The following is a 15,672-nucleotide window of genomic DNA, read 5'->3' as shown; positions in this document are numbered from 1 at the left end:
CCCTAACGATATACACAAACGAAAGAACCCTTAACGGGTTCTTTCACAAATAAATCCTCTTATCACGAAAGAATACTTTCCTCTGTCAGAGAATATCCCCGCAGAAACGCTTCTGTATCCATGCGTTTCTTACCCTCTAGCTGCAGAGAACGGATCACCAGAAGATCTCTTCCGGTCTGCACCGTAAAGTAATCCTTTCCAACCTCCACGATCTGCCCCGGCTTCGCTACCGGTGTCTGCTCCTGAGCCTTCACATCAGCATCCCAGAGCTTAAGCATTTTGCCATCCAGATGCGTATATGCACTCGGCCACGGATTTAAGCCACGGATCAGTCTTTCTATCACAATCGCATCCTTTGTAAAATCAATCTCCCCCAGTGCTTTGGAAAGCATTTTGGCATAGGTATGTTTCTCATGCTCCTGCGGTACCGGAGATAAGGTTCCCTGCTCCGCCTGCTCTAAAGCCTGTAATAAAAGTGGTCCTCCAAGCCCGGAAAGCTTGTCAAACAGACTTCCTCCGGTCTCCTTCGGATCGAGCGTATACTTCTCCACCAGAAGAATATCTCCGGTATCCAGTCCCTTATCCATCTGCATGATCGTCACGCCGCTTTCTTTGTCACCGTCGATCACGGACCACTGGATCGGTGCAGCACCGCGCAGCTTTGGCAGCAGTGATGCATGCACATTCATACAGCCGTATTTCGGAAGGTTTAATACGCTTTCCGGCAGAATCTGTCCAAACGCAACGACAACGATCACATCCGGTACAAGCTTCTCAAGCTCCGGCAAAAATGCCGGATCCTTTACCTTTTCCGGCTGCAGCACCGGCACATCTGCCTCCAGCGCCTTCTCCTTTACCGGGGATGGCTGCAGCTTACCGCTTCGTCCTTTCGGACGATCCGGCTGCGTGACAACACCGACCACTTCGTGACGGCTTTCTAACAATGCCGCAAGTGTCGGTACGGCAAAATCCGGAGTTCCCATAAATACTACTCTCATACTCTGTCACCTCTCCACAAGTCTATTCTTCTTCCAGATCAGAATTGTTCAGAAGCTCTCCCTCGACCAGAGAAACATAAAGCTCTCCCTCCAGATGAGCGATCTCATGCTGAAGTGCCCTCGCCAAAAGCTCCTCTCCCTCGACAATGATCTCTTCCATGTTCTCATTTAACGCCTTTACCTTGCAGTAATTGGCTCTTGTAACAATGCCCGTTTTACCAGGCACACTTAAGCATCCCTCGTAACCGGTCTGCTCACCGGACTTTTCGATGACCTCCGGATTGATCAGAATGATCGGCTGATCCCCCTCCGGTGACACATCGATCACAACGATCCGTTTCAAAACACCCACCTGCGGTGCCGCAAGACCAACGCCCTGCGCATCATACATAGTCTCTAACATATCCTCGATCAGTGTCTGTATTCTCGGGGTCATTTTCTTAACTTCCCTTGATTTCTGATATAATAATTCATCTCCAATGGTTCGTATTGTACGAATTGCCATAGTATTACCTGCCTTTCTCCGGGAAATGCTCCCTGACTTAAAGATTAAAATCAAACTGCAGTCTGCAGTCCCTGTATGTTTCCTGTGCCTTCATATATTGTTCCAGTCCATTCTTGATCTGACGCAGAATACGGTAATCTGCGCATTTAGCATAGATCACATACCGGTATACGTCCTTCGCTTTGGACAAGGATGCCGGTGCCGGTCCCAGTATGACTACCTGCTCATACCGTCTCATCTGCTCTGCCAGCCTGTCCGCAAGCTCCTGCGCATGTCCACGCTGTTCGGAAAGCACCAACACCCCTAGTATATTAGAAACCGGCGGATAATGCAAGATTTGTCTCTGGATCAGTTCCTGCTCGTAAAATCCAAGGTAATCCTGCTTCGCAGCCGAAACAATACTGTAATGCTCCGGCTGATATGTCTGAAGCACGACATCTCCCGGCTTCTCGCCGCGCCCGGCTCTTCCTGCTGCCTGTGCAAGAAGCTGATATGTTCTCTCTGCTGCCCGGAAATCCCCCACATTCAGGGAAAGATCCGCCGCAAGGATCCCTACAAGCGTTACATTCGGAAAATCATGTCCCTTCACGATCATCTGTGTTCCGATCAGAATATCGGCACTTCCCGCAGCAAAATCCCGAAGGATTTTTTCATGCCCTTCCTTGCCGGTTGTTGTATCCGCATCCATCCGTAGCACACGCGCCTGTGGGAAATGTTCGCGGACAAGCTGCTCCACCTTCTGCGTGCCGATGCCAAAGGTTCCGATATACCTCGACCGGCATTTCGGACACAAAGCCGGCATCGTTGCCTGATAGCCGCAGTAATGACACACCAGATGCTCGAGTCTGCCATAATGCATATGTGCTGTCATCGACACGGAGCAGTGCGGGCATTTGATGACCTCACCACACTTCCGGCAGGACACGGAACCCGCATAGCCGCGCCGGTTTAAAAACAGGATGATCTGTTCCTTTTTCGCAAGCCGGTCCTGCATAAGCTCCATCAGCTTTCCGCCAAAGATTGACCGGTTCTTCCGTTCCAGCTCCTCGCGAAGGTCCGTCACCCAGACCTTCGGAAGACTGGCTCCTCCCGCCCTTTTTGTCAGTGTAAATAGCGTATAACGCCCCTTTTGTGCCCGATAGTAGGATTCCAGAGAAGGTGTGGCAGAGCCTAAGATCACACTCGCACCGACCATAGACGCCCTATGTACTGCCACCTCTCTGGCGTGGTATTTCGGCGGCATTTCACTCTGATAGCTTGTCTCATGCTCCTCATCTATCACGATCAGTCCCAGATGTTCAAACGGCGTAAACAGTGCCGAGCGTGGTCCGATCATAATATCAATCTCCCCCGCCTTGGCACGTTCAAACTGATCAAACTTCTCTCCCTGGGAAAGTCTGGAGTGCATGACCGATACGCGCTCCCCAAACCTCCGGTAAAAACGGCTCACGGTCTGGAACGTCAACGCGATCTCGGGGATCAGCACGATCACCTGCTTATGCTCTGCAATCACCTTCTCAATGATTCCCATATAGACTTCTGTTTTGCCGCATCCTGTCACACCATGGATCAGGTATGTTTTACGGATACCCTGCCGGTAATCCCCGGTCACGGTATCTACAATCCTTCGCTGCTGGTCATTTAACACCGGTTGTTGATCTCTTTCACCTGCCCTCATGACCGGATTGCGGTACTGCCTTTCCTCCGTCACGGACACGATTTCCTTTTCCTCAAGCCCGTGCAGGACTGCCATCGTTGTACCAGCCTCCTGCTTCAGCCTTTCATAAGGAATTCCCTGCTCAAAATCCTCTTGATTAAGAAGTGCCTGCAGCACCCGGACTCTCGCCTGATTGTGCTTTTTTGCAAACTCCTGCATGGTCTGTTCCAGTTCACTGCGCGTCTGACAGGGATATACGGTTTTGCTTACTTTCTTTTTGATCTCACGCCGCACCGGAAGCACCGCTTTGATCGCATCGTTCATTGTGGAGCCGTAATTTTCTTTGATCCAATAAGCAAGGGAAAGCAGGTGTGATTCTGCAACCACTCCCTGCTTCACGATTTCCTTTATTGCTTTGGTTCTTTCCACGTCAAACTTTGCCTCACCGGACAGACCGATGATATAGCCCTTAAGCTCCCGGTTGCCGCTTCCAAAGGGGATGATGACCATCGCACCGATCACGGCATCATCGATCATCTCCTCCGGCACAATATACTGAAACGGACGATCCAGGCTTTTGACCGATATATCCACTATCACGTCAGCAAAAATCATAAATCTTCTTTCCCTTACTTAATAAAATTACCATCACGGACAACGTCAGCTACCAGCTCACGCTCATCCATATGATGCTTCTTTCCTTTGATCTCCTGATAATCCTCATGCCCCTTGCCGGCAAGCACGATAACGTCACCCTCCTTCGCATTCTCAATTGCGTAGCGGATTGCCTCCGCACGGTCAATGATCGTTACATACTTGCCATCTGCCTTCTGCACTCCGGTCACAATATCATCAAGGATCGCCTGCGGCTCCTCGTTTCTCGGATTATCTGATGTAACGATCGTCAAGTCTGCAAGTCTTGAGGAAACCTCGCCCATCTGAAATCTGCGGTCTCTGGAACGGTTGCCGCCGCATCCAAACAGGCAAACAAGTCTCTTTGGATGATATTCCTTCAAGGTTGACAGAAGGCTCTCAAGACTCATCGCATTATGTGCATAATCGATCATCAGTGTAAACTTTGATGATACGGGAACGATCTCTACACGTCCCTTAACACGGATCTTTGACAGAGAATCCAGAATTGTCTCCTCCTTCACGCCAAAATGTCTGCAGATTGCGATCGCCGTCATGGAATTATAAACGCTGAACTTGCCCGGAATATCGATCTCGACATCCATATCAAGCTTGCCGTTCATATGATAAGCCACACCGAGTGTACCGCCCTTATCCATCAAATGTACATTGGAAGCACGCAGATCTGCATCCTCTGAAAATCCGTATGTCTCCACCTCACAGGTATGTCCCTCTAATATCTCCTGCAGATGGGAATCATCGGCATTGAAAATACCCTGTCGGCACTGTTTAAACAGCAGGCTCTTACAGTGGATATAATCTGCCAGATCCTTATGCTCGTTTGGTCCGATATGATCCGGCTCCAGATTCGTAAAGATACCATAGTCAAACACAAAGCCGCTGACTCTGTGCAACATCAGTCCCTGGCTGGACACCTCCATGACAACACATTTACAGCCGGCATCCACCATCTTCCGGAAGGATTCCTGCACCACATAAGACTCCGGTGTAGTATTGGCAGACGGGATCTTTTCCTCTCCGATGATCGTCTCGATCGTACCGATCAGACCTGTCTTATAGCCGGAATGCTCAAGAATGGAACGAACCATATAGGTCGCTGTGGTCTTTCCCTTGGTGCCGGTGATACCGATCGTTGTCAGCTCTCTTGCCGGATGTCCGAAAAATGCTGCCGAGGTCTGTGCCAGTGCCAGTCTTGTATCCTCCACACGGATCACTGTCACATCCTCTGCCACATCCACGTCCCTCTGCACGATCAACACCGGGCAGCCGTTCTGTGTTACCTCCGCCGCAAAATCGTGTCCGTCTCTTACCGCACCACAGATGCAGACAAAAACAGCTCCCGGTGCTGCTTTTCTGGAATCATAGATCAGCGCAGAGATTTCCTGCTCTACATTTCCCTGTACAAGCTGATAGTCTACATCCTCCAACAATGTTTTTAATTGCATGATATCTCTTCCTTTCCATCTATCCTATTTTCTTAATCGATTCTTCGCTGAGCTCTCCATCGAAAACAACTGATGCCGGACCGGTCATCCATACCGTATCATTCGCGCGGTCATAGAAGATCTCAAGATCTCCTCCCAGCAAATGTACGGTCAGATGCTCATCGGTCTTTCCGTTTAATACGCATGCCACTGCAGACGCACAGGTTCCTGTTCCGCACGCAAGAGTCTCTCCGGAGCCGCGCTCCCACACTCTCATATTGATCTCATGGCGGCTTAATACCTGCACAAACTCGGTATTGATCCGGTTCGGAAACAATTCATGATTTTCAAAGGACGGTCCGATCTTTTCCAGATTGAGTGATGCCGTGTCATCCACAAATGTCACGACATGCGGATTCCCCATGGAAACGCCTGTCATACGGTAAACCTTTCCGTCTACCGTAACCGTTTCATCCACAAACTGCTCTTTTTCGGAGCGGATCGGGATCAGGGAAGGCTTTAAGATCGGAGACCCCATATTCACCTTCACAAGAGATACCTTTCCCTCCTTCACAGTGAGATCCAGATACTTAATACCACCTTTTGTCTCCACGGAAATACTTGTTTGGTCCGTCAGACCATAATCATAAACATACTTTGCCACGCAGCGGATACCGTTTCCGCACATCTCTCCTTCGGATCCGTCCGCATTATACATTGCCATCCGAAAATCCGCCTGATCCGACGGACAGATCAGGATCAATCCATCAGAGCCCACGCCGAAATGACGGTCGCTGACAAACCGGGACACTTTATCCGGATCCTCAAGCATTTTCTCCATACAATTTACATATACATAATCATTACCACACCCATGCATTTTCGTAAACTTCATAAATCCCCTTCCTTTCCGTCAGGTTTCCCTGCCGCATAAACAATATATTTTGTGTACACTCATTCTATATAACAATATACGCAACAAATATTCATTTATTGTCCCATACTTTGCAAATACTGCCATCATTGACCGACTGTGATCTGATACCCCATGCCATACCGGTTCACAATCTTAAACGGTGTTCCCTGTAATTTTCCACGAAGCTTGCGAAGCATTGTATTTAATGCATCTGTGGCCTCTTCCTTCTGATTCCATACCTGCCGCAGGATCTCCTGCAGCGTCACAACCTCCCCGGCATGAGTGAGCAGAAGATGAAGCAGCTGGTATTCTTTGCCGGTAAGACAAAGCGGCTTTCCCTGCCATTCATAGTCTCTTTTGTCCCGGCATTCCAAAAGACCATTCCGGTAATAAAACGGTCCGTTCTGTCCCCGGTACAGGCGAAATAATCTCTGCAGACGAAGAAGCAGTACATTGGACGCAGTCCCTGCCGGAACATAATCGTCCGCACCAAGCTCCAGACTTCGGATCTCCTCATAGCAATAAACACGCTCTTCATGCCCGACGACAACCACCGGACACTGCCACTTTATACGGAGTGTCTCCAGTCTGCGAAAGCCACTCTCCTGTCCATTCAGAAAAAGTACCACCGCATCTGCATCCTCTGTCTCCTCACGGACCACCGTCACGCCCTCCTGCTTCACCGCCCGGATCAGCCGCTCACCGCTGTCCGATTCGTCTGTGTATATCTGCAATCTCATAATGTGCCTCCTGCAGGCTCCTGCGATACTTCTCCAGCTTCCCTGCTCCCGTCTGACCACGCATTAACCGTCCTTTAAAGCAGTGATACTTCCTACGAAGCGGCTCCGGTGTCAGATCCGCCAGTACCATATCTGCTCCCGCCTGCACACCGCGCAAAACGCCTTCTCTGTCCGTAAGCTCTACCGTCTGTGATACCGGCAGATAAATATCCGGAAACGACAGACGCAGCAGGGACAGTATCAGATAGGTCAGATCCGGCATACCGTTACGCTCCTGCTCAAACGGCGTCCCGTTCGCCGCCAGAAAGGTATCGACCATCATGATATCCGGTGCAAGCTGTCTCAGAAACGCAAACTCGTCCGCCAGCTCTGCCACACGCTGATACGGTGTGCCGATCATAAAACCACTTCCCACCAGATAGCCAAGCTCCTTTAGCTCCCACAAGCATTGTTTCCGGCGAAGAAGGGACATCTGCGCCGGATGAAGCTTCCTATAAAAGCTGTCATTGGCGGTCTGATGACATAAAATATACCCGGTCGCACCGGCATCCCTCCATTTCTGATAAACTGCTCTTGACTTCTCGCCGAGGGACAAAAGTACCGTCACATCCTCCGACAGACTACAGATACGCCGGATCATGTCTGCAACCACATCCGGTGTATACCACAGATCCTCGCCACCCTGCAGCAAAAAGCAGGAAATTCCATGCTCCAATCCTTCCAGGCAGCACGCCACCACTTCCTCCGTGCTCATCCGGTAACGCTCAGCAAACCGGTTATCTCTGCGCATGCCGCAATAATAACAGTTATTCTTGCAATAGGAGGTCAGGTCAATGGTTCCCACCCACATAATGGATGAATCCGGTCTGCTTTTGCGGATCTGCTCCGTATAGCTGCACAAAAGCTGTAAGAGCTCCCCATCCCGGAAACGGATAAGCTCCGCATACTCGGCACTGCTTAACTGTCCCATCACACGCAGACGGTGTGCATACTCCTGCAGACCTTCATTCACTGTTCCAACGCCTCCTCTTCTTATGTTCTTACCTTTCATGATGCCATATTTTCTACAGAAACGCAAGAGGATACCCGGTCTCATCAACCCGGGTATCCTCTTCTTTTATTGTATGCCCCTTTATTCTTCAAACTGCTTCATCAGTCCACATATTGCTCTGTCTAACTCAGGCTTTAACTCCTCCAGACTACAGGGTGTTCCGTTTAAGATCACACTGTAGCAGGATGCACTAACCAGCTCCACGATCATATAGATCATCAATTCCCTTTGTCGGAAGTTCCTGTCGGATTCTCCCAGAATATCATCAAAGATATCCATACAGTTCATATTCCCCATATTGGAAATACGGATATGGGAAAACATCGCCCAACTGAGATTTTTGGAGATAAAACGCATCAGTGCCTTATTCTCATTTAACTGATCTACGACATGATTGACCAGAAAAATAACTTTATCTTCCAAACCGGAAAATTCCTGATTCTCCATTGCTTCCTTGGCACATTCAAAAAGCTTACTTGCTTTGTTGGCGATCAGACGATCCCTGATATCGTATTTGTCTTTGAAATAAAGATAAAAGGTTCCCTTCGCCATCTTTGCCTGCTTGGCAATATCGGAAATGGAGGTATTATTGATTCCCTTGGAGGTAAACAGCTCGAATGCCGACATCAGCAGAGCTTCCTGCTTCTGCTTCTTTTTTTCTGCAACACGCTCAGCCATATCATCCCTCATTTCTATCTGCCCGGACGTCATCTGTCGCCGGACATCTGAAGTTCTTTGATTAATCTTCGTCTGCTGTCAGCTCTTCGGTTGCCATGATGAACTTCACACTTCCGTCCATTCCATCCGCATTGCCGCTGAAGCTTGTGTAATCACCGGAGATACTGCTGATCTTGGAAAGTCTGTCGTTCAGATCATCTGCACTGTCTAACATTTCCGTTACCGCATCTGCGATCTTGCTGATACCCTGCTTATCGAACTCGTTCATACCGTTTTCAAGAGTAGAAGCACCATCATTAAGGGAAGAAATGCCATCTGAAACGGCTCCTGTTGCATTAACAAGCTTTGTCATACCGGCAAACAGTGTGCCGGTTCCCTGCTGAAGCTGCACTGCTCCCTTGCGAAGCTTGCTGCTGTTGCCAGTCAGTTTCTTTGCTCCCTTTGTAATCGTGGATGCATTCTTGATCAGTCCGGATGCACCATCGTTAAGTGCCTTGTTATTGTCCGTCAGCGTTCCTGCCGCTGTGTTCATCTGATTGATGCTGTCAGATAACTGTGTCACGCCTGCCTTCATCTGTGCATTTCCATCGGTCAGAGCCTTGGAGCTGTCACGAAGCTGTGATGCATAGCCGGACATTGTGCCGGCTGCCGTCTCCAGAGAAGCTGCACCTGTGTACAGATTCTGTCCGGTTGCAGTCTTGTCGGTTGCTGCCTTCATAGTTGCAAGAGCGACTGCCAGATCTGTCTGACCATTCTTATCGGCATCTCCATCTGCCTTGCCGTTTGTTGCTGCATCTACAGCATCGGCCACCTGCTCGCCGCCCTGAATATACTGGATCGCGCCCTGAAGTGCTGCGGCTGCCTGCTTTGCACTGGCATCACCGGCTGCTGCGGCTGCCTCGTACTGCTTCTCCATTGCCTCAAGACCTGCAACACACTGATCCAGCTCGTCTGTCTTCTTCAGCTTGTTCGCTGCTGCATTCAGGGCAGTAACACCCTGCTGTGCCTGACCAAGACCATCATCCAGCTGACCAATGCCCTCCTTTAAGCTCTTGGTTCCTGTCGTCATCTGATCCATATTGTCCTTTGCCAGAAGTTTATTAACAGAAGCCACATAGGTATCTACACCGCTCCCGAGCTTCTCATACTGTGCCGGAAGATCCTTTGTTGCGGTACGAAGCTGACCAATTGCATCAACCAGCTGGCTTGTTCCTGTCGTATACGCCTGCACACCCTTTGAAAGTGTCTTGGCACCCTTTACATAAGTGGTCACGCCATTAAGCAGCTTATCGGTTCCCTTTGTATAACTTACGATACCGGTCTTTAATGTACCGGCACCATCCTTAAGTGTACCTACGCCATCCTTGGCTGTCTTAACCGCATCTGCATATTCGGAAAAGCTGTCACTTAACTTCTCCGTACCTTCATGAAGCTTCTTACTTCCATTGACAAGCTGAGAAGAAGCATCGGTCAGATCATCAATCTTATCCGTAAAATCGTCCATATCATCAATCTTGTCAAAATCAAGCTCATTGAACAGCTGATTCGTTGCTACTGTATAAGTGGAATTCATCTCGAAATTCTTGACATCCGCCTTGATCGTAACAGTGTCGGTAATCTTGTCACTGATCTTTGAGGTATCGATATCCATATCATCACCAAAGTCAAGGTTATCCAGATCAAGACTTTCTGCCAGACCCGGGAATCCATAAGCAACAACAACATCATTGTCACCCTCAGATACGAGTGTACCATTGTCAATTGTTACATTTTCAAACTTATCAACCGGAAGGATCATTCCTGTCACCATCATAAACGGTGTATAAATATCTGTCTGCTTTCCCCCCAGTGAAACGGTCTGCTTAGAGTGGTTTGTATACTTGATCGTCATCTCGACCTTACCACTCTTACCGATCAGATCCTTCGGTGCTGTCTCCTTACCATCCAGCTTATAAGTAATATTCATGCTTACCGGCAGATTCTTGTCTGTCTTACCCTGATAATAAATATCCTTATCACCGGTATTCCATGTCAGGGAATCACCGCTCTGTGTGAACTTCTCATCACCCTTAACATTCTCAATATCCGTCAGATCAGATACATCCTTTACGGTTCCGTTAATGCCGGAGTTTTTCAGCCAGTCAGATACTACAACATCCTTTACCTGACCTGCCGCATCTGTATTGACATATACTGTTTCCTGCTTGGATACATCCTCCTTATCCAGTCCGCCTGACTCGCTTGTCTTAACCTTCTCTGTGCTTGACACACTTGCTGCCATGGCATCTACTGCGAATGTATGACCGGCATACTCCACACTGCCCGTCAGAAGACCTGCTGTCAGAAGACCTGTTAAGCCTAACGCTAAGATTCGTTTCATATTCTTTCTCATAACAATACATCCTTTCTGCTAATCCTCTTTACGATAACTTTTCTTTCTTTGCTGCCTTGTCTCGCTGAACAATTCCTGCCTTGCGCATATCCCAAGAAGTCCGCACGATCACTCCGTCAAACAGCCAGAGCATTGCAGGAAGGATGCAGATAACAACGATCATACTGATCACTGCACCACGTGCAAGCAGGGTTACAATTGATTTGATCATATCTATCTGTGAATACAGACTCACACCGAAGGTTGCGGCGAAGAATCCGAAACCACTTGTCAAAATGGACTTGATCGAAGTTCTGTGGGCAATTCCAACAGCCTCTGCTTTTGTCGCTCCGTTGATCCTTTCCTTGTGATAACGGCTCGTCATCAGAATCGCATAATCGACGGTCGCACCAAGCTGGATCGTTCCGATAACGATACTCGTTACAAACGCAAGCGATGTATTCGTGTAATACGGAACGGACATGTTGCAGGCAATTGCAAACTCAATAACCGATACGAGAATGATCGGAATTGAGATGGATTTAAAGGTAATCAAGATAATCAAGAAGATCGCCGCGATGGAGATCGTATTTACATTTTTCAGATCGACATCCGTTACATCCTGCAGATCCTTCATCAGCGGTGCCTCACCAATAACCATGGCACCCTTCTGATAGCTCTTTACGATCTTATTGATATCCGCGATCTGCGCATTGACCTCATCCGTCGCCGACTTGTAATCCGAGCAGATAAACATCAGCTCGTAATCCTTCGTCTGAAGGATATCCCGCAGGCTGTCCGGGATCATGCTCTCCGGCATGTTCGGTCCGATCAGCGAACTAAGACCGATCACCCATTTTACTCCATCAACCTCCTCGATCTTATTGCTCATGTTCTTTTTGTCCTTTGCGGACAGGTCGCCGTTTTTCATCAGAACGATATGCATATTACTCATATCAAATTCTTCGGAAAGCTTATCATTGGCGATTGCACTAGGGATCGTCTTTGGAAGAGACGAATCAATGTTATAGTAAATCTTGTAGTTGGCATTACCATAAGCTGCAGGCGCGATCAGCACAACAAACAGTGCCAGTGCTACCCAGTGATACTTCACAATTATCTTAGACAGACCGTCCAGATTTGGCAAGAGTGATTTATGAGAAGTTTTCTCAATTGCCTTGTCAAAAGTGAGGATCAATGCCGGAAGAACAGTTACACAGGCGATCACACCGATGATAACACCCTTTGACATAACGATTCCGATATTCGTACCAAGACGGAAGGTCATGGAGCAAAGTGCCAGGAATCCGGCGATCGTTGTCAGGGAGCTGCTCGATACGGATACGAAGGTATTCGTGATCGCATGCTTCATCGCACGCTTGTTATCGTCAGGGAATCTCTCCTTGTTCGCCTCATAGCTTTCCAGCAGGAAGATGGAATAATCCATCGTGACCGCCAGCTGAAGCACCGCCGCCAACGCCTGTGTGATGTACGAGATCTCACCCAGCATAAAGTTGCTTCCAAGGTTATACACGATCGACATACCGATCGTCGCCAGGAAAATTAACGGTGTCACAAACGACTCCATCGTGATCAGCAGCACCACAAGCACCAGAGCTGCTGCGATCATAACGTATACCGGCATTTCCTTGAGCGCCAGATCCTTGATGTCGGTAACGACACCGGACATACCGGCGGCAAATGCACTCTTTCCAACCGTCTTACGGATATTGGCGATCGCATCCATCGTATCATCCGCCGACGTCGTATTATCAAAGAGCGCGATCATCATCGTCGCATCTCCGTTAAAAAATGCCTTCCGAAGCTTATCCGGCATCATCTTGGTCGGCACGGAGATATCCAGTGCATCGTCATACCAGAGGACATCCTCCACATGATCGATCGCCTCGATCTTCTTCTCCAGGGCTGCCGCATCCTTCATCGACATATCCTCCACAACGATCATGGAAAAGGCACCCATACCAAACTCATCTACCATGACATCCTGTCCCTTAACCGTCTCAAGACTGTCCGGGAGATAACTCAGAATATCATAATTCACTCTCGTAGAAACATAACCGATCCCACTTGGAATCAGCAGGATCACAGCAAGCAAAATAATGATATTTTTATGCTTGGTGATAAATTCTGCAAGTTTCTTCATGACTTTCCTTCCTTTCTCTTTTCATTTTTCAAAAAATGACCGGTAGTCATTTTCTTTAATCTAAAGGGTACTATATCACAAAAATGACCATTGGTCAATATTCTTATTAACAAAAAAATGTCAATTATTTATCACTTATCCCGCAATCCTTTGTGCATATTTTCAACAAAAGAAGCCGGATGCTCTGGGATGCCCCAAAACACCGGCTTCTTGGTACAATTTATGCATATCCGGTCTGCACCGGACATTATATTACTCCTGTGTCAGAAGAAGCATGATCTCATTGCTGCGTGCAACAAAATCCGTCATCTCCTCTGCAGGAAGCGGCTTATTGGCAAGCATTGCCAGATCATAAAGCTGCTTGCAGAACATATCGACATGCTCTCCCTCTGTATGCTCAAGGATATACTTGACCAGAGCGTTGTTGGCATTTAAGATCAGAGTCTCTCCGCCGCCAAACATGCTCATATCCATGCCCATGCCGCCTGCGCTGTACATCTTCATCATATCCTGCATACGGCGTGTCTCCTCGGACAACGTGATCATAGAAGAGATATTCTCATTCTTCAGATTCTGGACCTGCACCTCAAGCTGATCCTTGCCGAGCGCTTTCTTGAAGACATCACTGAGTGTCTCTGTCTGCTTCTTTAATGTCTCCTCATCGCCTTCTTCCTTCATGGAATCGGAAATATCGGAATCAATTCTCTGGAAGTGTACCTTGACATCCTCACTCTGCTCTAACTGTGTGATGAATGGCTGGTCAATCGTATGCGCAAGGATCAGAGCATCCATTCCCTGCTCCCTGAACAGATTGATATACTGACTCTGCTGCTGTACATCCGTCACATAGTAAACGGTCGTCGGCTCCTCTTCCTTCGTCTCGGTCTCCTCGCCGGCTTCCTCCTTTGCGACATCCTCAGCATCCACAACCTCCGGCTGCTCCTCATCATTGCCCTTGACATTCTCCACATACTCCGGCAGGGTAATGAACTTATCGTCCAGATTCTTAAAGATGATAAAATCCTTCATCTTCTCCTGGAATTTCTGATCCTTCAGGCAGCCAAACTTGATGAATGGACTGATATCATCCCAGTATTTCTCGTAATTCTCGCGGTCAACCTTGTACATACCGGACAGCTTGTCCGCAACCTTCTTGGTAATGTAGTCAGAAATCTTCTTAACAAAGCCATCGTTCTGCAGTGCGCTTCGTGATACATTCAGTGGCAGATCCGGACAATCGATCACACCCTTTAACAGCATCAGAAACTCCGGAATAACTTCTTTGATATTATCGGCGATAAATACCTGGTTATTATAGAGCTTGATCACTCCCTCAAGATTATCATACTGTGTATTTACCTTCGGGAAGTATAAAATGCCCTTCAGATTAAATGGATAATCCATGTTCAGATGAATCCAGAATAAAGGCTCCTTGTAATCATTAAATACCTTACGGTAGAAACTCTTGTACTCCTCATCGGTACACTCATTCGGATGCTTCATCCACAGAGGTGTCGTATCACTTAAGGATACCGGACGCTTGTTGATCTTTGCCTTTTCCTTAGCCGGTGAGATCTCAACGGTCTCTTTCTCGCCGTTTTCATTCTCCTTCTCCTCGGTCTTTGCCTCCTCGGTAAACTTCTCAACAACGACATCATCCTCACGGATATCTGCTGCGTCGATCGTCTCGTACTCCTGCTCGGCTCCTTCCTTGGAAAGATAAATATTCACCGGCATGAAGGAGCAGTATTTCTCAATGATCTCCTTGATACGGTACTCATTTGCAAACTCTACACTGTCCTCGGACAGATACAGTGTGATCTTCGTTCCGACTTCCTTCTTATCTCCGTCAAACATTTCGAAATTGATGCCGCCCTCGGACTCCCAGTGAACCGGAACCGCATCCTTCTGCCAGGAAAGGGTATCGATTGTTACCTTGTCTGCAACCATAAATGCGGAATAAAAACCAAGACCAAAATGACCGATGATCTGATCCTCATTTGTCTTGTCCTTATATTTCTCCAGGAAATCCGTCGCACCGGAAAATGCAACCTGATTGATATACTCCTTAACCTCAGCCTCCGTCATGCCGATACCGGTATCGGTAAATGACAATGTCTTATGCTCCGGGCTTACCTCAACCTGAATGCTCGCCTTATAGTCCTCCGGGAAATCATACTCTCCCATAACCTCCAGCTTCTTTAACTTCGTGATCGCATCACAGCCGTTGGACACCAGCTCGCGAACAAAAATATCATGATCCGAATATAACCATTTCTTAATGATCGGGAACATATTCTCTGATTCAATTGATAAACTGCCTTTTTCCATCTGCATAATTACAACCTCCTGTTTCTTCCTTTATATGCATTCTGTCTGAAATGCAAAAAAATCTGCCATTTTGTCAATTAGCAATCACTCTTATCGACTGCTAACAATCATTCTGGTAGATATCTTAGTACGAAATAAAATAATTGTCAAGAAAAATTTAGCACTCTTTCATAAAGAGTGCTA

11 protein-coding genes are annotated in these 15,672 nt (G+C 47.9%); all 11 read right to left on the bottom strand.

What is annotated here, in order from left to right; translation table 11 throughout:
- Positions 1–62: 62 nt before the first annotated feature.
- The gene (fmt, locus tag ACZLMD_RS06595; RefSeq protein ID WP_118561144.1) at positions 63–998 is read right to left on the bottom strand and encodes a methionyl-tRNA formyltransferase; all 936 of its coding nucleotides are present in this window, start codon (positions 996–998) and stop codon (positions 63–65) included.
- Positions 999–1,020: 22 nt separating this feature from the next.
- Entirely contained in the window at positions 1,021–1,503 is a 483-nt protein-coding gene (def, locus tag ACZLMD_RS06590) for a peptide deformylase (protein ID WP_118561146.1), read from the bottom strand.
- A 37-nt stretch (positions 1,504–1,540) separates the two neighbouring features.
- Complete coding sequence (gene priA / locus ACZLMD_RS06585) at positions 1,541–3,775, bottom strand: replication restart helicase PriA (RefSeq protein ID WP_489495387.1); 2,235 nt, start codon at positions 3,773–3,775, stop codon at positions 1,541–1,543.
- A 14-nt stretch (positions 3,776–3,789) separates the two neighbouring features.
- The gene (locus tag ACZLMD_RS06580) at positions 3,790–5,259 is read right to left on the bottom strand and encodes a UDP-N-acetylmuramoyl-L-alanyl-D-glutamate--2,6-diaminopimelate ligase (protein ID WP_482523075.1); all 1,470 of its coding nucleotides are present in this window, start codon (positions 5,257–5,259) and stop codon (positions 3,790–3,792) included.
- A gap of 19 nt (positions 5,260–5,278) precedes the next feature.
- Entirely contained in the window at positions 5,279–6,133 is an 855-nt protein-coding gene (dapF, locus tag ACZLMD_RS06575) for a diaminopimelate epimerase (RefSeq protein ID WP_482523074.1), read from the bottom strand.
- Positions 6,134–6,258: 125 nt separating this feature from the next.
- A complete protein-coding gene (locus ACZLMD_RS06570; RefSeq protein WP_022307065.1) occupies positions 6,259–6,894 on the bottom strand; it encodes a winged helix-turn-helix domain-containing protein in 636 nt (211 codons plus the stop codon).
- Entirely contained in the window at positions 6,854–7,990 is a 1,137-nt protein-coding gene (hydE, locus tag ACZLMD_RS06565; RefSeq protein ID WP_489495386.1) for a [FeFe] hydrogenase H-cluster radical SAM maturase HydE, read from the bottom strand. The genes ACZLMD_RS06570 and hydE overlap by 41 nt, the downstream gene beginning before the upstream one ends.
- A 36-nt stretch (positions 7,991–8,026) precedes the next feature.
- The gene (locus tag ACZLMD_RS06560; RefSeq protein ID WP_022307067.1) at positions 8,027–8,623 is read right to left on the bottom strand and encodes a TetR/AcrR family transcriptional regulator; all 597 of its coding nucleotides are present in this window, start codon (positions 8,621–8,623) and stop codon (positions 8,027–8,029) included.
- Between the two features lie 61 nt (positions 8,624–8,684).
- Positions 8,685–11,015: a hypothetical protein gene (locus ACZLMD_RS06555; RefSeq protein ID WP_118561158.1), complete on the bottom strand. Its 2,331-nt coding sequence runs from the start codon at positions 11,013–11,015 to the stop codon at positions 8,685–8,687.
- Between the two features lie 28 nt (positions 11,016–11,043).
- Positions 11,044–13,158 carry an efflux RND transporter permease subunit gene (locus tag ACZLMD_RS06550; protein ID WP_118561160.1) on the bottom strand — a complete coding sequence of 705 codons (2,115 nt, stop codon included), beginning with the start codon at positions 13,156–13,158 and terminating at the stop codon, positions 11,044–11,046.
- A 252-nt stretch (positions 13,159–13,410) separates the two neighbouring features.
- Positions 13,411–15,495 carry a molecular chaperone HtpG gene (htpG, locus tag ACZLMD_RS06545; protein WP_482523071.1) on the bottom strand — a complete coding sequence of 695 codons (2,085 nt, stop codon included), beginning with the start codon at positions 15,493–15,495 and terminating at the stop codon, positions 13,411–13,413.
- Between the last annotated feature and the right edge of the window lie 177 nt (positions 15,496–15,672).

The sequence above is a fragment of the Jutongia sp. genome, assembly GCF_057878315.1.
Note: the sequence above shows the minus strand (reverse complement) of the source record. Positions and strands in the feature narration are given on the sequence as shown.

What these genes read in the sequence shown, in the direction of transcription:
- priA (WP_489495387.1), bottom strand. Translation starts at nt 3,775, where the DNA reads ATGATTTTTGCTGACGTGATAGTGGATATATCGGTCAAAAGCCTGGAT.
- ACZLMD_RS06550 (WP_118561160.1), bottom strand. Translation starts at nt 13,158, where the DNA reads ATGAAGAAACTTGCAGAATTTATCACCAAGCATAAAAATATCATTATT.
- ACZLMD_RS06570 (WP_022307065.1), bottom strand. Translation starts at nt 6,894, where the DNA reads ATGAGATTGCAGATATACACAGACGAATCGGACAGCGGTGAGCGGCTG.
- ACZLMD_RS06555 (WP_118561158.1), bottom strand. Translation starts at nt 11,015, where the DNA reads ATGAGAAAGAATATGAAACGAATCTTAGCGTTAGGCTTAACAGGTCTT.
- def (WP_118561146.1), bottom strand. Translation starts at nt 1,503, where the DNA reads ATGGCAATTCGTACAATACGAACCATTGGAGATGAATTATTATATCAG.
- hydE (WP_489495386.1), bottom strand. Translation starts at nt 7,990, where the DNA reads ATGAGACCGGGTATCCTCTTGCGTTTCTGTAGAAAATATGGCATCATG.
- ACZLMD_RS06580 (WP_482523075.1), bottom strand. Translation starts at nt 5,259, where the DNA reads ATGCAATTAAAAACATTGTTGGAGGATGTAGACTATCAGCTTGTACAG.
- ACZLMD_RS06560 (WP_022307067.1), bottom strand. Translation starts at nt 8,623, where the DNA reads ATGGCTGAGCGTGTTGCAGAAAAAAAGAAGCAGAAGCAGGAAGCTCTG.
- dapF (WP_482523074.1), bottom strand. Translation starts at nt 6,133, where the DNA reads ATGAAGTTTACGAAAATGCATGGGTGTGGTAATGATTATGTATATGTA.
- htpG (WP_482523071.1), bottom strand. Translation starts at nt 15,495, where the DNA reads ATGCAGATGGAAAAAGGCAGTTTATCAATTGAATCAGAGAATATGTTC.
- fmt (WP_118561144.1), bottom strand. Translation starts at nt 998, where the DNA reads ATGAGAGTAGTATTTATGGGAACTCCGGATTTTGCCGTACCGACACTT.